Annotated in this window: 31 protein-coding genes; 15 read left to right on the top strand and 16 right to left on the bottom strand. The window is 69.2% G+C overall.

Features of this window, described 5'->3' with window-relative positions:
• The first annotated feature begins 1 nt into the window (after nt 1).
• The 13 genes from JOL79_RS11260 (at nt 2) to JOL79_RS11200 (ending at nt 9,555) form a co-directional block, all read left to right on the top strand.
• Complete coding sequence (locus JOL79_RS11260) at nt 2-883, top strand: hypothetical protein (RefSeq protein ID WP_210155697.1); 882 nt, start codon at nt 2-4, stop codon at nt 881-883.
• Between the two features lie 82 nt (nt 884-965).
• Nucleotides 966-3,668 (top strand): fibronectin type III domain-containing protein, encoded by a 2,703-nt coding sequence (locus JOL79_RS11255; protein ID WP_210155696.1) that lies wholly within the window; start codon nt 966-968, stop codon nt 3,666-3,668.
• A gap of 14 nt (nt 3,669-3,682) precedes the next feature.
• On the top strand, nt 3,683-4,342 hold the full coding sequence (locus JOL79_RS11250; RefSeq protein ID WP_210155695.1) for a hypothetical protein: 660 nt from the start codon (nt 3,683-3,685) through the stop codon (nt 4,340-4,342).
• A gap of 216 nt (nt 4,343-4,558) precedes the next feature.
• Complete coding sequence (locus JOL79_RS11245) at nt 4,559-5,836, top strand: hypothetical protein (RefSeq protein WP_210155694.1); 1,278 nt, start codon at nt 4,559-4,561, stop codon at nt 5,834-5,836.
• Between the two features lie 12 nt (nt 5,837-5,848).
• A complete protein-coding gene (locus JOL79_RS11240) occupies nt 5,849-6,142 on the top strand; it encodes a hypothetical protein (protein WP_210155693.1) in 294 nt (97 codons plus the stop codon).
• 42 nt (nt 6,143-6,184) lie between these two features.
• Complete coding sequence (locus JOL79_RS11235; RefSeq protein WP_210155692.1) at nt 6,185-6,541, top strand: hypothetical protein; 357 nt, start codon at nt 6,185-6,187, stop codon at nt 6,539-6,541.
• Complete coding sequence (locus JOL79_RS11230; protein WP_210155691.1) at nt 6,538-6,741, top strand: DUF7620 family protein; 204 nt, start codon at nt 6,538-6,540, stop codon at nt 6,739-6,741. Before JOL79_RS11235 ends, JOL79_RS11230 begins: the two co-directional genes overlap by 4 nt.
• The gene (locus JOL79_RS11225; RefSeq protein WP_210155690.1) at nt 6,738-7,067 is read left to right on the top strand and encodes a hypothetical protein; all 330 of its coding nucleotides are present in this window, start codon (nt 6,738-6,740) and stop codon (nt 7,065-7,067) included. Before JOL79_RS11230 ends, JOL79_RS11225 begins: the two co-directional genes overlap by 4 nt.
• Complete coding sequence (locus JOL79_RS11220; RefSeq protein WP_210156011.1) at nt 7,064-7,210, top strand: hypothetical protein; 147 nt, start codon at nt 7,064-7,066, stop codon at nt 7,208-7,210. The genes JOL79_RS11225 and JOL79_RS11220 overlap by 4 nt, the downstream gene beginning before the upstream one ends.
• Nucleotides 7,207-7,968 carry a CHAP domain-containing protein gene (locus tag JOL79_RS11215; RefSeq protein WP_307848485.1) on the top strand — a complete coding sequence of 254 codons (762 nt, stop codon included), beginning with the start codon at nt 7,207-7,209 and terminating at the stop codon, nt 7,966-7,968. Before JOL79_RS11220 ends, JOL79_RS11215 begins: the two co-directional genes overlap by 4 nt.
• A gap of 124 nt (nt 7,969-8,092) precedes the next feature.
• Nucleotides 8,093-8,392 carry a hypothetical protein gene (locus JOL79_RS11210; protein ID WP_210155689.1) on the top strand — a complete coding sequence of 100 codons (300 nt, stop codon included), beginning with the start codon at nt 8,093-8,095 and terminating at the stop codon, nt 8,390-8,392.
• Between the two features lie 180 nt (nt 8,393-8,572).
• Entirely contained in the window at nt 8,573-9,349 is a 777-nt protein-coding gene (locus tag JOL79_RS11205; protein WP_210155688.1) for a DNA-methyltransferase, read from the top strand.
• Nucleotides 9,334-9,555, top strand: coding sequence for a holin (locus JOL79_RS11200; protein ID WP_210155687.1), 222 nt, complete (start codon nt 9,334-9,336; stop codon nt 9,553-9,555). Before JOL79_RS11205 ends, JOL79_RS11200 begins: the two co-directional genes overlap by 16 nt.
• A gap of 68 nt (nt 9,556-9,623) precedes the next feature.
• Here JOL79_RS11200 and JOL79_RS11195 read toward each other — a convergent pair whose 3' ends face one another.
• From JOL79_RS11195 to JOL79_RS11170, 6 genes are all read right to left on the bottom strand, one after another.
• Nucleotides 9,624-9,785, bottom strand: a complete 162-nt coding sequence (locus tag JOL79_RS11195) for a hypothetical protein (RefSeq protein ID WP_210155686.1) — start codon at nt 9,783-9,785, stop codon at nt 9,624-9,626.
• A 118-nt stretch (nt 9,786-9,903) separates the two neighbouring features.
• On the bottom strand, nt 9,904-10,080 hold the full coding sequence (locus JOL79_RS11190) for a transposase (RefSeq protein WP_210155685.1): 177 nt from the start codon (nt 10,078-10,080) through the stop codon (nt 9,904-9,906).
• A 134-nt stretch (nt 10,081-10,214) separates the two neighbouring features.
• Nucleotides 10,215-11,261 (bottom strand): XRE family transcriptional regulator, encoded by a 1,047-nt coding sequence (locus JOL79_RS11185; RefSeq protein WP_210155684.1) that lies wholly within the window; start codon nt 11,259-11,261, stop codon nt 10,215-10,217.
• Between the two features lie 2 nt (nt 11,262-11,263).
• The gene (locus JOL79_RS11180; protein ID WP_210155683.1) at nt 11,264-11,875 is read right to left on the bottom strand and encodes a hypothetical protein; all 612 of its coding nucleotides are present in this window, start codon (nt 11,873-11,875) and stop codon (nt 11,264-11,266) included.
• Between the two features lie 401 nt (nt 11,876-12,276).
• Entirely contained in the window at nt 12,277-12,660 is a 384-nt protein-coding gene (locus JOL79_RS11175; protein ID WP_210155682.1) for a hypothetical protein, read from the bottom strand.
• A complete protein-coding gene (locus tag JOL79_RS11170) occupies nt 12,657-13,115 on the bottom strand; it encodes a hypothetical protein (protein WP_210155681.1) in 459 nt (152 codons plus the stop codon). Before JOL79_RS11170 ends, JOL79_RS11175 begins: the two co-directional genes overlap by 4 nt.
• 100 nt (nt 13,116-13,215) lie before the next feature.
• Here JOL79_RS11170 and JOL79_RS11165 point away from each other — a divergent pair, with 100 nt between their 5' ends.
• Nucleotides 13,216-14,469 (top strand): tetratricopeptide repeat protein, encoded by a 1,254-nt coding sequence (locus tag JOL79_RS11165; RefSeq protein WP_210155680.1) that lies wholly within the window; start codon nt 13,216-13,218, stop codon nt 14,467-14,469.
• Nucleotides 14,470-14,507: 38 nt separating this feature from the next.
• Here JOL79_RS11165 and JOL79_RS11160 read toward each other — a convergent pair whose 3' ends face one another.
• On the bottom strand, nt 14,508-14,678 hold the full coding sequence (locus JOL79_RS11160) for a transposase (RefSeq protein WP_210155679.1): 171 nt from the start codon (nt 14,676-14,678) through the stop codon (nt 14,508-14,510).
• 129 nt (nt 14,679-14,807) lie between these two features.
• On the opposite strand from JOL79_RS11160, the gene JOL79_RS11155 reads away from it, so the two are divergent.
• A complete protein-coding gene (locus JOL79_RS11155) occupies nt 14,808-15,032 on the top strand; it encodes a DUF8825 domain-containing protein (protein ID WP_210155678.1) in 225 nt (74 codons plus the stop codon).
• A gap of 55 nt (nt 15,033-15,087) precedes the next feature.
• Here JOL79_RS11155 and JOL79_RS11150 read toward each other — a convergent pair whose 3' ends face one another.
• From JOL79_RS11150 to JOL79_RS33925, 9 genes are all read right to left on the bottom strand, one after another.
• A complete protein-coding gene (locus JOL79_RS11150; RefSeq protein ID WP_210155677.1) occupies nt 15,088-15,363 on the bottom strand; it encodes a hypothetical protein in 276 nt (91 codons plus the stop codon).
• A 95-nt stretch (nt 15,364-15,458) separates the two neighbouring features.
• Nucleotides 15,459-15,830, bottom strand: a complete 372-nt coding sequence (locus tag JOL79_RS11145) for a hypothetical protein (RefSeq protein ID WP_210155676.1) — start codon at nt 15,828-15,830, stop codon at nt 15,459-15,461.
• 56 nt (nt 15,831-15,886) lie between these two features.
• Nucleotides 15,887-16,183 (bottom strand): WhiB family transcriptional regulator, encoded by a 297-nt coding sequence (locus JOL79_RS11140; protein WP_307848484.1) that lies wholly within the window; start codon nt 16,181-16,183, stop codon nt 15,887-15,889.
• Nucleotides 16,180-16,734: a hypothetical protein gene (locus JOL79_RS11135; protein ID WP_210155675.1), complete on the bottom strand. Its 555-nt coding sequence runs from the start codon at nt 16,732-16,734 to the stop codon at nt 16,180-16,182. Before JOL79_RS11135 ends, JOL79_RS11140 begins: the two co-directional genes overlap by 4 nt.
• A gap of 145 nt (nt 16,735-16,879) precedes the next feature.
• Complete coding sequence (locus JOL79_RS11130) at nt 16,880-19,141, bottom strand: P-loop NTPase family protein (protein ID WP_210155674.1); 2,262 nt, start codon at nt 19,139-19,141, stop codon at nt 16,880-16,882.
• A gap of 17 nt (nt 19,142-19,158) precedes the next feature.
• Entirely contained in the window at nt 19,159-20,097 is a 939-nt protein-coding gene (locus JOL79_RS11125; protein ID WP_210155673.1) for a hypothetical protein, read from the bottom strand.
• Nucleotides 20,094-20,372 (bottom strand): hypothetical protein, encoded by a 279-nt coding sequence (locus tag JOL79_RS11120; RefSeq protein WP_210155672.1) that lies wholly within the window; start codon nt 20,370-20,372, stop codon nt 20,094-20,096. The genes JOL79_RS11125 and JOL79_RS11120 overlap by 4 nt, the downstream gene beginning before the upstream one ends.
• On the bottom strand, nt 20,369-20,560 hold the full coding sequence (locus JOL79_RS11115; protein WP_210155671.1) for a hypothetical protein: 192 nt from the start codon (nt 20,558-20,560) through the stop codon (nt 20,369-20,371). The genes JOL79_RS11120 and JOL79_RS11115 overlap by 4 nt, the downstream gene beginning before the upstream one ends.
• Nucleotides 20,561-20,585: 25 nt before the next feature.
• Nucleotides 20,586-22,145 carry an MraY family glycosyltransferase gene (locus JOL79_RS33925; RefSeq protein ID WP_230984636.1) on the bottom strand — a complete coding sequence of 520 codons (1,560 nt, stop codon included), beginning with the start codon at nt 22,143-22,145 and terminating at the stop codon, nt 20,586-20,588.
• Between the last annotated feature and the right edge of the window lie 122 nt (nt 22,146-22,267).

Below are 22,267 nucleotides of genomic sequence, written 5' to 3'. Positions count from 1 at the left end.
GGTGCCGCAGCCGGTCTACCCCACCTACGTGGTGGACGGGGTCGCTCTCGACGCCCCCGGCTGGTATCTCGCGAAGGAGACACGCCGCCGCCCCCTTCCGGGGGTGCGCGGCGTGTCCGTGGAGGTGCCCGGCCGGGCCGGGCAGCTCCCGATCGTCGGGCTGGACGCCGACACCACCACCCTCGCCCTGACCCTGTGGGTGACCGCCGTACGGCCCGACGGCTCCGACGGAGACCTGCCCGACCTGGAAGCCAACCTTGACGCCCTGTTCGCGGTGTTCGGGGTCCGGCACCGCCTGCTCGACATCCGGCATCTGCCCGCCGCGGGCATCGAGCGGCAGGCCGACGCCACCGTCCTCGCCCAGGCCGAGCCGGACATGGACGTGCCCGGGCGCAGGGCCAAACTGCCGATCCTGCTGACCATCCCGGGCGTGTACTGGCGGGACGTGGCACCGTCGACCTGGTCCAGCGGGCTGCCCGCCACGGGGCAGGCGGTCAGCCCCCTGGCCGGGTCGACCGCGCCCATCACCGACGCGCTGCTGCGGTTCACCGGCCCGGCGACCAACCCGGCGATGACCGATGCCGTCACCGGCGTCACCGTGGCTTACACCGGTGCCCTGACGGGCTCGCAGCGGCTCCTGGTCGACTGCGGGCGGATGCGCGCCGCGCGGGTGACGTCGGACACGTGGGACCTGTCGGCCGGTACGGACGTCACCGGCGGGGTCTCGTCGACGGGCCCGGGGTCGGCGTCGCGGTGGCTGCACCTCACCCCTGGGATCTCCGGAACCGACCCGTACTCCCGCGCGGTCACCGTGACCGCCACCGGGTCGGGCACGAGCGGCGCGAGCCTGGTCGAGATCCGGGCCCGCCGCGCCCACCTGTGACCGCCCAGCCGCCGAGCTCGCGCGGCGTCGCCTCCTGCCCGCCGCACACGCGCCCACCACGACACGCCACCGGGGGTGACACATGTTCGACATCCGGCTGGTCGCCTACGCCGCCAACGGGACCCGGCTCGGGCAACTCCCCTACCCCCTCACCGCCGAAACCGGGGCCCCGCTCAACGACGTCCCCTGGCTACGCGTCGGATACAGCGCCGAGGCCGCCGGCATCGAATGGCTCGACACCCCATGCGAGATCGCCGTCGAGTGGTCCGCCGGCGGCGACTGGGCCGAGGCGGCCAACGCGCGGTTCCTCCGGATCAAACGCCGCGGCGACCAGACCGACAAGACCGGCGCCCGCTCCTACGACCTGCCCGGCTGGGCCTGGCAGCTCAAGAAGATGGTGCTGTACCCCGGCGACGCCCTCGTCGAAGGCAAGCGGCAGTTCTCCGCCGCGACGGTCGGCGCGATCCTGCTGACCCACATCAACGAGGGCCAGGAACGCGGCACCCTCCCCGGGCTGGACGTGGACTTCACCACCACCCACGACAGTTCAGGCAACGCCTGGACGGCCGCCCTCACCCTCGGCCTCGACCCCGGGACCGACCTGCTGGCAACCCTGCTCAACCTGTCCCAGCAGGGCGTCGTCGACTGGCAGATGCAGGGCCGCACCCTGCGGTGCTTCAACGGCGACACCACCCTCAACCGTGACCTGGCCACAGGGCCGGCCCCGGTCGAGTTGCGGTTCGGCCGCGACGTCACCGAAGCCCCCGACGACGGGACCTTCGAGAACGCCTCCAACGTCATCCTCATCGCCGGTGAGGCTGGGCTGAACGTGGAGGTGACCAGCCCGAACCCGCTGCCGTGGGGGCGCTGGGAGACCTACCAGTCCCAGTCCGGTGTCAGCGACCCGGGCACGGCCGCGCTGCTCGGCCAAAACCTCCTCCAGCGCGCGTCGGGGGAGCGGGTGCAGATCACCCGCGGCATCACCCTGGCCACCGCGGAGTGGCTGCCGTACAGGGATTACCAGCCCGGCGACACCATCAGCGCGCCCGGCGACGGCGGGACCATGCAGGCGCTGCGGATCCGGGACCTGACGCTGTCCCGGGATGCGAACGGTGTGACCGGCGGCAACGTCACGCTCAACGACAGGTTCCTGGAGCGGGATATCCAGCTCGCGCGGCGTGCTGCGGGCATCCTCGACGGCGGTGTCGCGACCGGCGGCACCGGCGGCACCCCGGCCGTCGACGCGATCGGCCGCACCCCGGCCGCGCCGACCGGGTTGATCGTCGAACCCGACGCCTACCTCGACACCAACGGGTGGGCGCGCGGCCAGATCACCGCGACGTGGTCGCCGGTGTCGCAGGACGTCAACGGTGTGGCGATCGACATCGACACCTACGAGATCTGGGGCCGGCGGAACGTCTCAGGGCAGGAGTGGGCGCAGCTCACCGCCGTCGTGGCGCCGGATACGACGGCCACGTACAGCCCGCTGGACGTGAACGTCGAGTACTCCTTCAAGGTCCGCGGCACGTCGCAGGGCAAACCGGGGGAGTTCTCTGCGGAGTATGTGACGACGATCCCCGGCGATGTCACCCCGCCGCCGGTGCCGTCCACCCCGGCCCTATCCACCCGGATGAGCATCATCTACGTCGGCTGGGACGGGATGGCCGCCGGCGGCGGGGCGATGCCGATCGACTTCGACCGCGTCCGCGTCTGGATGAGCGACGACGGGGTGACGTACGAGGACATCGGGTCGCTCCGCGCGGCCGGCGCGGTCCTGGTGACCGGTCAGTCCTACGGGGAGGATCGGACCTTCCGGCTCACCGCCCTCGACCGCTCGGGCAACGAGTCCGCGGCCGGGAGCACGGCGACGATCGCGACGGCCCCGCTGGTCGATACCGATGTCATCGGGCAGGTGATCGACGGGGCGAACATCGTCGACGGCTCGATCACCGCGTCGGACAAGGTCGTCGCTCACTCGATCACCGGCACCGAGATTCAGGCGCTGGCGATCAGTGCCGGGCACATCCAGGCAAACGCGATCGAGGCCGACCACATCGCGGCCGGCGCGGTCGAGGCGGGCGCGATCGCGGCGGACGCGATCGACGGTAAGACGATCACCGGGGCGTTCATCCGCACCGCGGCGAGCGGTGAGCGGCTGGAACTCGCGCCGCCTGGGGCCGTCTACCCGGAACTGCGGTTCTACCCGGGCTCGGGGTCGAACTACAGCGTGCTGCAGACCCGCGACGACGTCGCGTCCGGGGAGGCCACGCTACTCATCACGTCCAGCCAGGACGCGGCGGCGCAGTACCGGGCGCAGCTCCAGATGAGCGCGAAGTCCACCGTGATCAACGTCATGGATCAGGACGCCGCCGCGCCGAAGGGCGGGCGGATCGAGATCGCTGACACGCACGGCCGGTTCGGGTACTCCGCGGGTGACGCGTCGACGGAGACGTTCCTGCACAACGACTCCAGCGGCCGGTACTACATCCGCGGCCGATTCATGGACGAGACGGTCATAGACGCCTACGACTCGCTGAGCGTCGGCACCACGACGATCGGCGGCTCCGGCGGCTCCATCAACTACATGTGGCTGCTCTACCCCGTCACCATGGCGAGCCTCATGGGCGTCGTGTGCACGGTCCGCGACGGCGGCTCCGGCAACTTCCAGGACAACACCTACACGCCGAAGGCCTGGTCGGTCACCTGGAACTCCGCGAGCGGCTTCCAGGTCAACCTGGCCGCCGCCAACAGCTTCGAACTGTCCTGGTGGAACAACCGGCACTGAAAGGCGGACCCCTGGTGAATCCCCAGGTCTGGACCGTTTGGGACTGCGAACTCGGCTACAGCCGCACCAGCATGAGCGACGCCACCGCCGACCTGGCGCGGCCGGACGGCGCCGAACCCAAGTGGCTGATCTACGAGGTCGACGCGGGCGGCCGCACAGGCGTAGGGGAGGTGCCGCATTCCCTGTTCGAGTGGCAGGCCGCAGCGCACGGCCTCGACCCCGACGACATGGACACGATCCTCGACAGCGTCCTGCACCTACGGTTCATCCCGTCACCGCACGACGCGTTGGCGTGGACCAACCCGGCCATGGCGAAGGTCCTGGAGCAGACCGACGGCCTGCCCGACGTGCTGACCCCCGGAGTGTCGGACGCCACCCGACGTGAGGCGCACCTGGCGCGGATCGGCGCGGTGAAACAGCACCTGGTGCGGGTCGAGGCGGCGCCGCGCGCTGACCGCCAGGCCGCGTTGCAGTTCATCGGGTCGCGGCGGGTCGCGCCGGCTCATCCGCTGGGCCCGATGCGGCAGATCCGGCTGGATCCGCATCGGGTGCAGTCCCGGAAGCTGGCCGTGGAGTGGCGGCGCGGCGGCGGCCGGCCGGATGCCACACGCAAGCCGCCCAGCACGTTTCTGGGGCCGATGTACGCCTGGCCTGAGCCGCCACCGGCGGTCTGACCGGGGGCCCCGGCCCGGCCAACGCCCTTTCCCCTCACGCCTGCGGCGACGTTGAAAGGCGGGTGAGGCGTGCTCAAGAAGAACAGCTTCGAAGGCGGAACGAACGGCTCGCCGATCACCACCGCGAACTCTGGTGGAACGAGCGGGGACGCATTCGACACCACAACAGACGCCACCTATACGTCCTCGCCTGCTCGGGGATCGTGTTCCGCCGCGATGGACAGCGCATTCCTCCAATGGGGCGGTCTGACGGTCTCCGGCCGGACGCTCTACCTACGCGAGTACATCTGGCTGAGCGGCACGCCGACCGACCTTGAGTTCCTCGCCGGATTCACCTACGAATTCAGCGGCGTCACGACGTACCTGCTGCTGGGCACAGACCGGAAGCTGTACGTGGGCGACAACCTACTCACCCCGTTGGCCACGCTGTCCGTGGCCGTGCCGACAGGGCAGTGGGTCAGGGTCGAGGTCAAAGTCGTCGCCGGGACGACCGAGACCAACGGCTCAGTGGAGATCCGGCTCTACAACACCGCGGACTCCTCAACGGCGACCGACACGGCCACGGCGACCGGCATCTACACCAACACCGACGTCCCCGACAACGCCGCCTTCTCCGGGACGTACACCACCGACCTGTACATCGACGACGTCGGCATCAGCGACACCGACTGGCTCGGCCCCGAGACCGGTACCGGTACTCCGACCAGCAAATCAGCCACCGACGCGGCCGCCCTGACCGACACCGCCTCTCCCAGCGTCACCACCGCCAGAACCGACCAGGCGGCCCTGGCCGAGACCTCCGCCCTCAACCTGACCACAGCGGACGGGGCAGCTGTCGGCGACGCCGCCCAACTCGCCACCACCGCCACCACCACCGACGCGGTGGCACTGGCCGAGCAGGCCAGCATCGGCACAACCCACTCCCGCGCCGACACCGCCACCCTCGCCGACACGGCCACGTTCAACTCAACCGTCGCAGGAGCCGACGCCGCGGCCCTCGCCGAGCAGCCCCCAGCGGTCACGCTCGCACTCGCCGACGAGGCGCTGCTGGCGGAAGCGGCGGACATCGACGAGTCGTTCGGCCCGGCCGTCGGGGACACCGCAGCCATGGCCGACAGCTCGACCATCAGCGCGGACACCGCCGCCGGCGACACCGCCGCCATGGACGATGCGGCGTCGCTCGTGACGTTCCGCGCCGCAACCGACGCGGCCGGCCTGACCGACGCGGCCGGATTGGGTCTCCCCGCCGACGACAGTGGCGCGCTCACCGAGACGGCGGACGTCACCGCCGCCGTCGACCTGGTCGACGCCGGGCTGGTGGAAGACCTCGCCCTGGCCGGCCAGCCCGTCACCGTCTCCGACGCCGCCAGCCTGACCGAGAGCGCCGTAGCGACCAACCTCGGCCGGGACATCACCGCTGCCAGCCGCCCCTACATCACCTGGGCTGCCAGCACCCCATACACCGCCTGGTCCGCCAGCAGCCCCTACATCTGACCGGAGACGCGCGTGGAGCCGATCTCGTCCCTGAGCCGGATCAACATCAACAGCTTCATCACCGGTGCTACCGGCACAGAGGCCGTCGATATCGCCTTCACCACCCCCAACATTGAGCCCGACACCGAAGACTGGCACGCCGCCGCCTGGGGCACTCCAACCCCCACCGGATGCGTCGCCCGCATCCTCATCGGCCCCGGAGACGGCACAGTCACCCTCACGGACGGCACCTACGACATGTGGGTCCGCGTCACCGGCCCCGTGCAGGCCCCCGTGTTCCGCACCGGCCAGATCGCAATCACATGAGACCCGGCCCCACCACAGACCAGCGTTCTGATCGGAGGATGAGTGGACTTCGCCCAGCTGCCCATCGTGCAGGGCGGCGCCCTCGCCGTGCTCCTCGCGGTGCTCTGGTTGGTGTTCCGAGGCCAGCTCAAGCCCCGCAAAGACCTCGACGACCTGCGGGCCGATCACGCCAAGATGATCGAATATCTACGCGCCGACCGCGACGCCCGCCTGGCCGACGCCGAGCGGGATGCGGAACGCGGTTGGGCCGCCTACGAGAAGGAGCGGGCCGCGCACGAGCGGACCCGGCAGGCGTTGGTGGATCAGGCGACAGCGGCCGCGCTTCCGGCGCTCGCGGCAGCCGAGACGACCGAGAAGATCCTTTCCGAGTTTCAGCAGCGCCCTGGAGCCCGCGCATGAGCAATCGGCGAACACCAGCAGAAATGGCCGCGATCGAGGCGGCGGCCGAGGAATCGGCCCGCCGGGCCGAGGCGGATGCCCGGCAGGCCGCCCGTGACTGTGCCAGGGGTAGCGCGCTGGCCAAACGCATACGGGAACTGAACGCCGCGAACCACTTCGCGCGGTGGATCTTCGTCGACGGATCGGGAGGAACGCGATGATCCCGCTCACGACCGTGCTGCTCTGGGCCGCGCTGGTCACCGGGCTACTGCCGGCGTCACTGTTCCTGACCGGATTCCGGCCCTCCTGGCCGCCGCGGTCGCCGGCCTTCACCGTGGCCGGCCTGGTGCTCGTGGTGTGGCTGCTATACGCCCGGATCGCGCTGCTTGTCGCGATCCGCGGGTGGACCGCGCACTTCGACGGGTGGCCCGACGCCGTGGTCTCGATCGGGTTCGCCGGCGTCTGCGACACCTTCTTGATCTACCTGCTGGTCGTGTTCCGCAAGTTCAAGGCCGCGTGGCTGGCCGAGATGAGGAGGCCGAAGTGACTGAACCGCTGCCGCCCGAGCCCCGCGCCGGGGCCGGCGCGACCGAACCGGACGAGGAAGAGATCCTCCGCGGGCTGTACGGGCCGCCCGACGCCGACGGCATCTACCGCGGCCCCGACGAGCACCCCGGCGGCGACGCGTGAGCGCGGCGAAGATGCTCGCGACCGCCCGCAAGGATCTGGGGCTCGTCGGCCGGCCGAACCACATCACCCGCGAGTACGCCTCCCGCCACGGCCGCGAGTACCTCGACGCGGCCTGGTGCGACATGTCGGTGACGTACTGGGCACGCCACTCCGGCAACGCTGACGCCGTGCTCCCGGCCGGCGACCGGGCCTACACCGTGGCGCACGCCCAGGACGGCAAGAACCTCGGCCGCTGGTATGCGGGCACCGTGGCCAACGTCAAGGCGCACGCCAAGCCGGGCGCGCTGATCCTGTTCGACTGGGACGGCACCAACAACATCCCGGCGATCGACCACATCGGCGTCATCGAGCACGTGCTGAGCGACGGCCGTGTCCAGACGATCGAGGCGAACACCGGCAACGCCTGCAAGCGCCGGGTGCGCGCCGCCGACGTCATCGCCGGGTTCTGGAATCCCGACTACGAAGGAGAGGACATGCCGTCTGCGAAGGAGATCGCCGACGAGGTCTACGAGCGCCTGACCGGCACCGTGACCAAGGACGTTTGGGCCGCCCGGGAGGGGCTGCTCGACCCGGGGCAGAAGCTGGACCCGCGCACTTTCTTCCGCCAGGCGTGGGCGTACGGCAAGGGCGCTTTCAACCGCCTCGGCGAGGTCCTCAAGCGCCTGGACGAGCAGGCCGCCGAGCTTAAGGCGCTGCGTGAGGAGGTCGCCGAGCTCCGCAGCGGCGACGCCCCGGCTGAGCCGCCGGCCGCGCCCTGACGTCAACGCCCCGACCCGATTTCATACCGGCTCATATAACGGCAACCCTCTGACCTGCCAAAGCGTGGCGGGTCTTCTTCTTTTCCGCCCCGATTTGAGGGCGGCCGTCCTCCTGAGGAGAACCGTGTCTCAGCCCATCACCCGCGCGAAGTTCCGCTGCAACACCGTCGAGATGGCGGCCACCGCGCCTCAGCCGGTCCTGCAGCGCGTCCCCGGCGGCGGCGGTTACGAGCCGAGCGACGAAATGACCTGGCCGCGCACCTACCGGTTCAGCCCGCAGTACGACCACAGCATCCCGGAGAACCAGCGGTACGCCAAGCACACGCCGATCGGGGAGCTCCGCATCCAGGTCGACAACCCTAACGTCTCGTTCGAGCCCGGCAAGGACTACTACCTCGACTTCACGCCGGTCGACGCGGGCTGACCCATAGACGAGCACCGCGGCGGCACCTGGCATTGGTCCGAGCGCACCTGACCCTGTTCGACCCACGAGCGTTCCGGCCCTCAGTTCATCGGGGGGTAGCTGAGGGCCGGAACCCCCCGACATCGACCCCCTCCCCACCGACCCGCTCACCTCACGGTGTACGCGGCCCGGGGAGAGCCCATGTCCCACACCATCCACCACGGCGACGCGCTCGCCGTCTTGCCCACCATCCCGGCCGACACGGTCGACCTGGTCCTCACCGACCCGCCGTACAACTCCGGCGGACGCACCAACGCCGAACGCGCCGCGCAGTCCGCCCGCGGCAAGTACGTCAGCAGCGACGCTGGCCACCAGCTCGCCGACTTCCCCGGCGACAACCGCGACCAGCGTTCCTACACGCTGTGGCTGTCCCTCATCCTCGCCGAGTGCCTGCGCGCCAGCCGGCCCGGCGCCTCCGCCCTGGTCTTCTGCGACTGGCGGCAGCTACCGGCCACCAGCGACGCCCTGCAGGCCGCCGGCTGGACCTGGCGCGGCATCATCCCCTGGCACAAGCCGATCAGCCGGCCCCAGCGTGACGGCTTCCGCCGCGAATGCGAGTACGTCCTGTGGGGCTCCAACGGGCAGCCGCACCGGCACGCCGAACCGCTCTACCTTCCCGGGCTGGTCACCGGCTCACAACCCCGCGGCCGCGGCCGCGTGCACATCACCCAGAAGCCCGTCGACGTGCTCCGCCAACTCATCGCTGTCTGCCCCGCGGGCGGGACCGTCCTGGACCCGTTCGCCGGCTCCGGCTCCACCGGCGTCGCCGCGGCGCTCGAGGGCCGCAGCTTCGTTGGCGTGGAGCTGACCGCGCACTACGCCAACGTGGCCCGGCAGCGGATCGCCGAGGCCACATCACCAAGCGTCCCGCCTACGGCGGGCCGATCCCCTGAGGAGGGGCCATGCAGAAGTGGCTGACCGACACCATCGAGCGCGCTGTTCGTACCGCGGCGCAGGCGGCTCTGGGCGTTGTCGGCGCGGGCCAGCTCGGCCTGCTCGACGTCGACTGGGGTACCACGGGCTCGGTGGCCGGGCTCGCGGCCGTCGTGTCTGTGCTCACGTCCATCGCGGCCGGCCGGACCGGAGACCCGCAGACCGCGGGGTTCGTCACGTCCCGGCGTTGAGCTGAGGCCTGGCCGGAGCGACGACGAATCGCCCGTCTTCGTCGTTCTGTCGGTGCCCACGCTTAGGCTTACCGCGAGTCCGGCTCGGTCTCCGAACGCCCCTCATCCCCGTCGCGCGAGGCGGGGGTGGGGGGCGTTTCGTCGTATCCAAGGTCTCGGCGCCGGCGGCGTTCCCGTGTGACGTTCACGACGAGCTCGAACATGCGGTCGTCGGCGGTCATCCTCGCCATGCTGGCCTCCTGGGGGTGCCAGCCGTTCCGGTGAGGCTGGGCCCGGGGGCATCATCCCTGGGCGCGCCGTCGAGATGAGGGGCACTCGACACCCTGGAACACCAGCGCCCATCCTGCCTCAGGTCTGTAGGGCGACCACCTCCACGAGGTCGGCCAGGTCGATGTGCCGCGCCAGCTCGGCCGGGCTGGCGCAGTACGCCACGTGATATCCGAGATGCCGTACCCGCAGCAGTGGCCGGCCGTTCAACCGGACCAGATCCACGGTCCAGCCGTCAACGCCGACCCACTTCGACATGCGGGCAGGATAATAAGTCGCAGGTCAAGTTACGGCAAATATCGAAACGCCCGCCCCTCCTACGGGAGGCGCGGGCGTTCGTTTGCTGTGGGACGGACTTACCCGGACCTGGTGGGGTGCGCCTGCAGCACGGGCTACCGCACTACACGGAGGCCGCCCAATGTCGGCGTCGCGAACTCGACCCGATACTCGTCCTCGAGTAGTCCAGAGAGGTGGGCGAGTTGCTGCTCGGTGTAGCCGTGGCTTCTGCGGTGGACGTCGACAATGGCGTCGATTACTGTCGGCTCCTCACGCGGAAGATCAACCGGCTCCACCTTGTTCATGCCCCGTTGCGCCATCTGGACAATGAGGCTCTTGTAACGAGTGGGCGTGATCACCTCCAAGGTGTTCGCCTTGCGGATGATCGAGGCCATCGAGGTCTTCCAGTAGGGCTTGAGCCGGGCGGCCAAGCGCAGGTCAAGCCCATACAGGTGTGGCCGGATGTCATCGGACGGCATCAAGAATTCCGAGGCGAAACGGTCCGCCTCACGTTCTCCTTGAGGCGGCAGGAACTCGTGCATGACGAGGTGGCCGAGTTCGTGGGCCAGGCTGAACCGCTCCCGGTCGGGAGGCATCCCCTCATTGAGGACGAACAGCGGTCGATCGCCTGAGATCCGAAGACTGATAGCTGAAATTCTGGGCGATCCAAGATCACGCCGAACCACGAACGCTCCGGCCGCCTCAAGGACGGCGATCATATTGTCTACAGGGCCGGACGGGAGCGCCCAGATGTGCCGAACTCGCTGGGCGATGCTTTCGGGGGTCTGGTCGTCGTCATCAGAGGCGAGCGCTGGCATAGGGAACCTAGGTGTGATGGTCACCCCCTCAGACAGTCGGGACAGGCGTATACGCAGAAGATTCACGGAGGCGTGGGCCTTATTGAGAGCCTTCTGCGGCAGTGACTGCTGCTTGCGGTGGTAGAAGCCGGAACTCTGGGGGGTGTAGATCGGGTCTGGCCAGTCCAGCATGTGACGGGGATAGTCAAGGACTCGCGCTATTGCGACCAGTCGGTCTTCCGTGAGATCGGTCAAGCCGTTCTCTGCCTTGGACAGCGTCCCTGACGGGACGCCGGCCATCTCGGCGAGCTCCTTCTGGCTGAGTCCGCGTGATTCCCGCGCCGTCACGAGCATGCGCGGGTTCATGATCAGTCCTCCTGGTTTGCTTGCTCTTCCTCTTGACCTGCGGTAGCGCTTTCTACCACGACACCCGGTGTGGACGGGGCAGCTGGGGGGCCGAAGGTGACGTTGCGGACCTCGCCGCCCGGTATCTCCAGTTCGATCACCCACAGGTTCTCGCCTCCGAGCGGGCAAGTGATCGCCAGCCGCTCCTGTTCCAATTCCAGGCGGTCGAGGAGGTAGCCGGCGACGATGCTGGTGACGGTGATGCCTTCGATCGCCACTTGCTGATTCTCGAAGTCGAGCCGCTGCTGGGTGGGGATGCCGGATGTACGCAGCCGCTTTCCACGGAATTTCTTGAATCGCAGGATGAGCGTGTTTTCGAACGTCAGGGTGATGAAGCCGCGCTTCTCCGTCATGTGGACGCCCGGCTTGTCGGCGAACACCTCCCGGGCCTTCTCGGCCATCGCATCGTTCACCCACGAGGCGCGCGTCCGAGCCGACTTCCTGAGAGCCCATCGAGGCGCCTCCTGTTGCACGCCCTTCCAGTCGGTCCAGCCAGCAGTGACGACCGTGATGATGTCGTCGAGGTGGTGGCCGAGGATCCGGAGGGCATCCTCCTTAGAGATCACATCATGCATGCGGATCAGAGTGACAGACTAAGGATTGGGGGTCAAGAATTTCGCGAAAATTTCCCGATCGTCCTTGACCTGCAACGGGACGCCGTGAGGATCGGGCGGCGAGCTCGCGCCCCCGGCTGGTCTAGACGGCCGGTTCATCCGCTTGCGCTCGGTCTCGCTGGTCCCGCCCCAGATGTCTATCTCGTCGTGGGCGAGGGCGTCACTATCGCCCTGGCCGTGCTCGGCGCGCTCGGCATCACGTATGTCGTGCCGAACGCGGCGCAGTCCGAGCAGCGCCGGTAAGAGCTGAGGCCGGCCGGAGCAACGAGAGCGCCCGCTCCTCCCTACGGGGAGGGACGGGCGCTGTTCGTCGTTTCTGCCGGTGCCCGGCCTATGCTCAAGGGCGAAGTGAGTTCGCCTGGCTAATGACTGCCGAAGCTGATAGTCAGGATCGCCACCACAGGATGCGGATCTGCATCCGGCGCTGTCGTGAACTCGTCGTGGTATTGGTAGTCGACCCGAGCCATGCTGCTGATTTCGTAATGATGTGTACGTGACCAACCAGACCCCCGGGGCTTTCCAGCCGTCCCCTTAAGAATCGTGATTGAAGCCAACGCAGCAGGCTTCCCGGGTTCCTGCGCCACATGATCCCAGAACTGTTGAGCTTGCTGTAAACCGACCCGCTCCACCAGTTGCTGATAGTGCTGTGCGAACCGGCGATGAACAAGCACGCGGTACTGAGGCGCCGCGTCAGGTCTATTCCCCGGCCGGCGAGCAGGTTGCATCGGATCGTAGGAGCTGCTCATTGGGGTCGCGCAGCCTCTGTGAAGTCATCCGGGTCATGTCTGCTGAGGAGGACTGCTTTCCGAAGTGGATCCTCCAGTTGCCTGGCGGTGATGCGCCAAGCGCGTAGGAACTCGTCGAGGGCCGAAGGATCTTGATCCGAGTGGGCCGCGATGAGGGCCGCGTGTAGATCATCCACGAACTCACGTAGATCTTCGGCCTCGAAGACCCGCAACCAAGCGAGGTCCCCTAGATCGCTAATGCTCGGTTCGGCATCGCGGCGAAGGAGTTCGTCGAGCCGCATGTGAGCTAGGGACCACTTCGCGATCTCCTCAAGCATCCGCAGTCGCCGCTCTGGCAGCATCACCAGGCTCGTACTGTCCTTGTCGCGGATCTGTGCTAGGCCTTGGCGAGCTCGTTCCAGAATTTCCGTACGCTTGTTCGCTAGGTCTGATGCTTGGAAGATAGTGTCAGTCATGGCCGCCCTCCGGTTGCCAGGATCATAGCTACAATCTTACGTGGGATCGCGAGACCTTAGCGTAACTATTCGGCGAAACCTCTGTTCAGGGGGGGCAACCTTGGGTGAGGAGACGCACCCGTTCGACGCACATCGGACGCTGATGTGCGAAGACCGTGCGGGATCACTGGCGGGCTGGCAGGTGTCCAGCCTGCTGACCGAGATTGCGGACGTGCTGATGGTCCGGTTCATGCCGGAAAATGATCATGAGGAGCTGTATGGGCGGTTCGAAGCCGCCGCCTCAGAGTTGGATCGACGAGGGCTGGACGCAGACTCGATCATCAGATACGGGATGCTGTCAGAGATCCTGGGCCCTCTCCTTATTGAGTTGCTGATCGGTCAGATCCTGCCAGGAGAGGATCGGGGTGATCAGCTCTGGCAGACCCGCGTTGACGTGGAAGGGTGGCGCAAGCTGCTGAGGATGCACTCGCCGCCGACAGGTGGCACGGAAGAGGTGTCCGACCTCGTTAACACGACGGCCGAGGTCTTCGCACCTCTGCTCAACTGGGCCGCCCAAGCGAGCATGAGCGACTTGGTAACCCTGAGGCTGCCGGACCACGAACAGTTCTGGAAGTGCATCCCGCTCCCTCGGGACTACCGGGCTATCACGATCCAGTACCGGTGGCTAGTGGAACGATTGACCGCGACGTACCTCAAGCAGTGGACGCTAGCCTCGCTGCTTCTGGAATACCGCTTCCGGCAGAATCTCCAATCGATGAGCTTCCCGGCGTGGGTCATCGAAGCGCGGGACGTGCCCCTGGACGACGTGGCGAAGAGCATCGCCCACCGAACAGCCGTCGACTGGGAACCTGCAAGCGAAGGCCTACCGCAACCCAAGTTCCTGCTCGCCGAGATGGCGAACCACGCGCGTGGGCTTCTGAAAGCCGGCCGTGCCGCCGATGCTGCTGCACTGTTTGAGTTCGCCCTCGAGAAGTGGCCAGATGACATCGAGGCGCGAAACAACCTCGGCTTCTGTCTGATTTCGAGCGATCCCGAGCGGGCACTAACGCATCTGAATACAGCGGCGCGTGAAGGGTACGAACCCGCACTCGTCAACACCTACAACCGGATGTGCTGCTACATCGCTCTCCACCAGCCCCGGGCCGCTCTCGAAGTCGCTGAGCTATGGTGGCAGGCCGCCTCGCTCGAGGCTCATGCAGGGCTCTCGGCGACCCTATGGGTTCCGTCGCGTGACGGCTGGGACCTCCAAATTGCCGTTGAAGCGACGTCGGCTCTAATCACGCTTGCTGTCCAGCTAGCAAGTGGCCAGGGATGGCAAGACGAAGAACGAGTCTGGAGAGCTCGGGCAGCCTGAACCACGGGATCGCGCTAGCCTCTGAGACCGTCCAGTTATCACTGGAGTGGGATGACCTCGACAAGGTCGGCCAAGTCGACGTGCTGGGCGAGTTCGCTCGGACTGGCGCAGTAGGCCACGTGGTAGCCGAGGTGCCGTACACGCAGCACCGGCCGGCCATTGAGTGTGACGGCGTCGACCTCCCAGCCGTCCACACCAACCCACCACATGCGGGCATCGTAGAAAACCGCAGGTCAAGTACGGTCAAAGCCCCACAATGCCGCCGGGTGGGCGCGCCGCGAGGGCCCCCAGCCCGGCTCCATAAGATGCCACGGGTACCAACACGACCGGGGGCAACTATGGACTACGACTTCCCACCCGACCTGCTGGCTGCCCAACGCGCCTACGACCAGGCCGACGCCAAGGTGCAGGGACTCGTCGCCGGCGACGACGACGAAGCCCTCAAGGCAGCCAGGGAGGAACGGCTGCGCGCCGTCATGGAATTGCACCGTCATGAATTCTGGCGGTCGGTGGACAATCGCCACCAGGCGGACATGGCTCTCAAGAAGGCTGCGAGGTCCTGACACGGCGAAGCGCCCCCACCCGGGAAGGTGAGGGCGCTCTCGTCACGACTGAGGTCTAGGCGCGCTTCCAGTGCCAGCGGCCGTCGCTGCTGTAGTAGCTGCACCGGTACCGCTTCTTGGTGACCTTGGCGTACCCGTACCGGCTGTGCGCGGCCGCGGGGCAATACGCCCCCGGGGTGATGCAAGTCCAGTGGTTGCCGACCCGCTTGTAGCAGCTGGCCGCCACGGTGGTGTGCGTGGCGGCTGCGTCGGCAGGGCCGGCGGCGAGGGCAACGGGGGCGACGAGGGCGGACGCGACGAGCGCGCCGGACACCAGAAGGCGTCGGAGCATCTGTACTCCCTGAGCTGGGGGTGTTGACGCTAGTGAGACGGCCTCCCGCATGAGGCGGTTGGCCTGTCTTGCCCCTGTGATCCCAACAGCTTCGCTCACGCCGAAGGGCGTTGAGCAGGTGGCTTCGGGGGGTGAAGCCCTGCCGAGTCGGTCTCCTGCTGCTGGGCCGCCCACCATTCGTCGGCGATCGGTCGGAGTGTGGCCGGCGAGTACACGAACACGCCGTGGTAGCCGCGTAGGAGATCACTGGAGTACCAGTGCAGGAGGACGTGCCAGACCCCGCCGGTGCGGGACCATGCGTGGATGATGGCCGGCGCCCAGGCGCCGTCGTCCATGAGGACCTCGACCGGCCTGCGGGGGTTGAGGCTGATGTGCTGCTCAGCGTGATCCCGGCTGGCGGTGACGTCGTGGAGCATGGGCCGGCGGTCGCGGTGCCACCAGGTGCACATGCCAGCTGCAGAGAGCATGCCACCAGTATCGAACATCTGAGCGATACCCGGAAGGTGGTCGACGCCTGCACCCTTCAAGCAGCCAGGCCGACACCGCTGACCGACTTCGGCTTGCGCTTCATCCGGCGCCGCTCCGTCTCCGTCGTGCCGCCCCACACACCGGTCTCGTCGTTGTCGAGCGCCCAGGCCAAGCACTCCGCAATCACCAGGCAGCCCCGACAGATCGCCTTGGCCGCGCCGCTACTCACCGGGTCGCCCTTCTCGGCGAAGAACAACTCGCCGTCCACCTCCGGGCAGACGGCGTAGTCCATCCAGGCGACCGCGGGGTCGTGAGCCATCGCGTACAGCTCGGCGAGCGCGTCAGGGCTCACGTCGCTCTCCCCGCAGCCTCGCCGGTGAGCCAGCGCCCGTTGTGCGGCAGCACCCGCCCGCCGGTCACCAGCCGGTACACCTCGGCGTAGGTGTCGCCCAGTGCCGCCGGGGCGGCGGCGACGCGCCGCGCGGCGGCACGCAGCCGCCCGGGCACGCCGGTGAGGACCTCCAGCGCCGCGGCGCAGTCTGTCACCTCGGCCCGCCACTCCTTCACGGGGTCGCCCCTGGTGGCGGACGCGATCCACGCGAGGAGCTCGGCCCGCCGCATGGCGATCGTCTGGACGAGCGCGACGACACGGTCGTAGTGGCCGAGGATCGCGATCCCGAAGTCCAGCAGCTCCTCAACGAGGTCGCGGTCGGAGGCGAACGGCGCATACCCGTCGCCGCCGCCGGTGAGGGGCCAGGTGCCGAGCGCGGCCGTCGCCCCGGCTAGCGGGGCGTAGGCGTTGGGCTGCAGCCCCGTCGCCCGGCAGCGGCCGCACATCTCGCGTCCCGCGCCGCCGAGCTCGGTCGTGTCGGCGACCATCTCAGCCTGGCTCGTCCAGCTCATTCCGGCCCCCAAGCGAGGTCACGGAGCGTGGCGTGCGGCGGCGTCGCATCGTTTCGTTTCAACAGGGTCCGTCTGGCTTCATATACGGGGCGCGGGGGAGGAGCTGTGGAACGAATCCCGGAAGGGGCTGTGGAACGAAAGGCCATCACTGTCGGTCACCATCCTCGTGGGCTTCGGCCCTGTCGATGAGGTCTTCGGCTGCGCGTTCCGCCGCCTCCTCGACGAGGCGTTCGACGTCGTCGTCCGCGCCGTCCAGGTCCATGCCGCCGAGCTCGGATTCCAGTTCGTCCGCCGACGGCACCGCGAGATACCAGCGCGCGGCCCGGCCCGCACCACGCAGCTCGGCCACGGTCTCGAACCGCAGCCGGTCCAGGCACCTCCACGCCCCGGTCTTCGACACGCCACGCTCGTAGCCGGCGGCCTGCATGGCGGTCTCGACCTCGCGCAGGGTCGTGCCATCCGGGCGGCTCAACATTCCGACGATCAGTTCACGCAGCTCCGGGCCGATCTCGGTCTGCTCGGCGGCTTGCTGGCGGCGGGCGATCGCCAGGGCGCGCCGCTCGCCCGGGGTGAGGGTGGTGTCGAGGCGGGAGCCGGCCTGGGCGAGTGTGGCCCGTGCCGCTTCGCGCGCCGCCGCGGCCCGGTCGACGGCCTGGTCCTCACTGAACGGCCCGGCCGTATCCGCCGGCGGGGCCGGGGACGAAGGGGCGGCGGCCGGGCGGGCCCCGGCCGAACGGCCGGCCGAGGAAGCGCCCGGTTCGGGGCCGTCGAACAGCAACCAGTCGACGACGGCCGACCCCATGCGCTGACGCAGGTAGGCGACCAGGCCGGGCTCCAGGTCACCAGCCGTACGGCCTTCGGTGAGATCGTCGATGTCGGTGAGCTTGTCCAACAGCCAGGTGCGGCCCGACGTCCAGTGGCCGGACAGGTCGGTGGACAGAATCACACCCGAGTGGCCTTCACCGTAGCGGCCCATGTCGGGCAGGGTCAGGCCGTACTCGCCGACGGCGTGCTGCATCTCGGATCGGCGGTTGACCTTCCCGATGAGGACCTGGTCGATGTCCGCGCGGATGTCACCGGACCCCATGTTGCTGACGGTGCCACGCCGGCCGACCGCCAGGACGCTGACCGCCTCGGAGCGGCCGGTGCCGGTGAGGTATTCGAACTCGCGGCGGCTGGCCAGGCCGATACGGTCACCTGGGCCCAGCAGCTTGTCGGTCTCGTCGACCACGACGGCGACGAGCTTCTGATCGCGGCGCGGCTCGACGGTCGCTTCGTCTCCGTCCTCGGCGGCGCCTCGGTAGTCGATGATGTGCCGCGCCATCTCCAGCAGCCGCAGCGCCTTGACCCGCTCGCCGGGGCCGCACGCCGACGCCCCGCACGCGCGGCGCCAGCGGCGCGCTTCCTTGCCCTTGGAGACGTTGATCAGGATGACCCACGCGTTGTCGGCCGCGGTCAGCCGCTCCAGGGCGTTGGACAACAGCACGGTCTTGCCGCCGCCCGTGGTGGCCACGACGAACACCCGCTTGGCGCCCTCTTCGTCCCACTGGACGATCTCCAGGGGGCGGCCCGACTCCGGGTCCATGCCGATGATGATCGGTTCGCGGGCGTCGGCCACCTTCGGGAGCGGGATCTCCGGTGTCGGGTCCAGCAGCGGATGCGGCAGGGCCACCCAGGGGTCCTTGTAGCGGATGCTGATCGTGATGCGCCCGGCCCGGTCCGGGCGGCGGACCTTCACCCGGGAAGTCTTCAGCCCCTCGATCTCGGCGATCCGTTCTTCGATGTCGCCGCCGACGATCTGTGAGGCGCGGCGGCGGGTCCCGATGGTGTCGATCTCCATCTGCTCGCCGAGCCGGGTTTCCCGCCAGTCGACCAGGTGGCTGCCGGTCAGGCCGTACAGCGGGGCCTTACAGTGCCAGTCGATCTTGGCCTGCTCCCACGCGATCGCGGTCCGGATCACGGGGTCCCGGCGGTAGGCGTAGTACACCAGCGCCCCGGTCGCCGCCCCGAGCCACGCCCCCAGCGTGTACGGCCCGAACGTGACACCCCACTGGGCCGCCGCGGTGAACCACAGCCCACCGGCCGCCGTCGCGGCGGCACTCAGCAGCGGGTTCGGGCCCTGCTCTCTGGGCAGATTCATGGTCCGGGCGTACATGCCGAGCGTGGCGAACACCGTGAGCGGCAGCCCGTACACGGCCGGGGCCTGCAGGGCGTGCGCGGCGGCCGCCGCACCGTACGCCCCGGCGATGACGGCGACCGGCCCCCGCCGCAGATGGTCGGCCTGGACCCAGCCGACGGCGCGGCCGAGCAACGCGCGGCGGGGAGTCGGCCGCTCGGCCACCTCTTCGGCGGTGTCCTCGGCCGTGAGGTCGGGTTCATGCGCGTGGGGACGCGTGGAGGTACGCACCCGGGTTCCTTCCCGTCTCAGGAGGCGTTGCCGGCGAAGAACCGGCCGCGGTACGGCATCTGGACGCCGGACGCCGCGAGGTTCAGAACCTCGCCGTACACGGCCATGAACTGCGCCCTCGCCTCAGCCAGGCGCTGGGCCGCCTCCGACATGTGCTCGCTGTAGGAGGTGATGCCAGACACCGCGGCGGGGTCCAGTCCAACCTCGTTGACGCAGTTCTCGCGGCACTGGACGAGGCCCTCGGCGTAGCTGAGCACGCCGGCGGTCTCGCCGGACATGAAGGAGATGAGAGCGGCGTCGTCTTCGGGGACGAAGTTCGCGACGCGGCCGATGACGACAGCCCAGTCGAGGGGAGGCGCGGCGGCATCTCCGGACTCGGCGCCGGTCTCTGCGGTGGGGGTCTCGGACATCGGGAAAGTGCCTTTCGGATCAGGTTCTGCGGGACGCGGGGAGGGCGACGATCTCGGCGCGGGTTTCGCGGGCGGCTCGGCCGGAGGTGTCCCGTTGGCGGACGGTGTTGGCTCCTCGCGGCGGGGGCGGCCGTTCCAGCGGGCCCGAGCACGCTCGCCGCGCTCCCTGGCCCATGTGCGTGCCTGCCCGCCCACGGTCCGCCACTTGTCGCGGGCCGACTGCTCCGGGCGGCGGGACGTCCGCTCGGCCCACCGCCGCCCGCTCCACCCATGCAGCGCCCGGGCGGCCCGCCCGGTCTGGCGCCCGGCGAGCTCAGCCGCGGCCTCGCTCGCCGTGTCCGCCTTGACCGGGGGCGCGCCGGTGGCGTTGTAGAAACGCACCAGCAGCGAGCCACGGGACGGCCGACGGCCACCGCCAGGCCTGCGGCCTGCGGAGGCCCAGCGAGGCATACGGGCCCGCAGGGGGTCGTTCCGGTTGGCGCGTGAGACCGCCGCGTAGATGATGCCGCTCGCCGTCGCGATCACGACGAGCTCGCCGCCGGTCATGACTGGTCCGCGTCCGGGGCCAGGTCGACGCGCCGGGCCTGGCCGGCCTGCTCGTCGACCTGGGCCGCGCGTTCGTTGGACAGCTCCGCCGAAGCGAACACGGCCGCCAGCACGGCCGCGGCCGCGATCGGCAGGAAGATGGCCGCCGCGAGAGGCAGACCCAGCAGGCGGCAGCCCACCATCGCCGCGGCCAGGATAAGCACGCCCCGCCCGGCGGGGCGGAACGACCACCAGCGGCGGAGGAACTCGCGGCGGCCGGGCGTCGTGCCGGTCATCCGAAGAACACCCCCCACATCTTCCCGACGCTGATGGAGTTCCAGGAGTGAGCCCCCGCGAGCAGGGCGCCGGTCATCAGGCCCCACCCGCCCAGGAGCGCCAGTTCGTACCACTTCGTGACTCGGGCCCACACGAGTGCGACGATCGCGCCGAGCAGGGCGAGCCAGAGGCCAGGAAGCCAGTTCACGATTCACATCCGTTCGTTCAGAAGATCAGTTGACGTCCGAGACCGGGCCTTGGGGCGTGTCGTTGCGCTCACCCAAGTCGGGCTCGGAGGGAAGGGACTTGCTCGGAGCGAGGACCGTGCCGTCGTCGAGGAAGGTGTAGCCCTGAGCGATCATTCGCTTCTGCACGGCGCGCACACGCCGGCCGCCCCAGCCGTCACTGAATCCGTAACGGTCGCCGACCTCGCTCCAGGTGGGTCGTCTTCCCACACCGGCCCGGCCGCGGCACCTTGCGCGGATCCACTCCTCGGCCTCGCGATTGCGCTGCTTAATGGGCTTGCTGGGCTCGTCGCGCTCCTCATCGTCGTCCTCACGCGGCTGCTCACGGCCGGGGCCGCCAATCGTGTGGGTGATGGTGAGGGTGTCGCCGTCGCGCAGGGGCCAGGTTTCCGGATCGCCCACACTCACGGGGTCGCTTGCGGGAAGCGCGGGCAGGAGAACAGTCGCCGGGTCGGGCGCGGTGTGTGACGTGGCCTTCGCATGGCCATTCAGCGGTCGGCCATTGGCGCTCACGCCGACGCTCACCGGCACCGCCGCGTTCTGCACGACAAGGGTGCGCGGCGGCGTAAGCGGGAACGGCATCAACTTGGGCCGCTTCCACTCTTCGTAGGCGGCGATCGCCGCCTGCGCCTCCGGGTTCATCTCCGCCGCCTCTTCGGCACCTTGCTCAGGGGTGACCCAGGCGCTCGCCGGGGCGACGTCGAGCAGCTGCGGCCCGCTGTAGAGAGCCGCCACCTCGTCGCGGAGCAGCTGCTGCCGCTCCTGGTTCCGGCCGAGCGCGGCGTGTTCGTCGGCGGCCGCGAAGGCGCGCTGCAGCCGCGTCAGCGCGCGTCGCTGGCTGCGGTCGGAGGCGCCAGCCTCACGGAGGTCCCGCGCCTTCTTCGCGGCCAGGGCGACGCGGGTGAGCCGCCGCTGGACGTCGACCTCGCCGGCGGTGCGGTCGCTCGCCTCGGCCAGGCCGACGCGGACCAGCACCCGCTCCGGGGTGAGCCGCCAGTTGATGCGGGAGCGGCCGGTGATGCGGTGCCGCTCGATGGCCATGCCGCGCTCCCACAGCCAGGCGGCCACCAGCGGCGCGGCCAGACGGAACACGGCCTCGGCGACGCTGCGGGCGTCCATGCTCGACAACACCGCCGACAGGCAGGTGAGCACCCAGACGGCCAGGCCGTCGATCCCGGCGGAGTAGTTCTCCCGCATGTTGCGGCGGGCCCGCACGGCGCTGGTGATCACCGCCACCTCGATGAAGGCGAACAGCAGCAGCCGCAGCGGCCCGTCGAATCCGAGCACGTCGCCGGAGAACCGCCACATTCCCTGCGCGGACACGCCGGTGGCGATGCTCGCGGCGACGATGGTGAGGCGGTCCTCAGCGGGGCGGGCGGCGGCCCACCGGCGGGCCCCAGCGATCGACACCCGGGCGGCACGCGCCGTGGCGCGGACGGCGATACGGAAGGCGACGAAAGCCAGGGTCAGGAGGACCAGGGCGGCCACCGCCAGGAGGATCTGCGTGATCGGCGGGACAGATCGGAGTTCGTCTATTAGGTTCTGCATGATCGGGCCTCTCTTGGCAGGTCCGGTAGTAAGGGCCCTCACCGGTGTTCGAGCACTGGTGAGGGCTTCTTTGCGTGTTCAGGGGATCTCAGATGGGGAGGGGTCCCGGCCGGGCGGATCCG

Source organism: Microbispora oryzae, assembly GCF_017896165.1.
GTDB classification, from domain to species: Bacteria; Actinomycetota; Actinomycetes; order Streptosporangiales; family Streptosporangiaceae; genus Microbispora; species Microbispora oryzae.
This window is presented reverse-complemented; position numbering and strand designations above follow the sequence as displayed.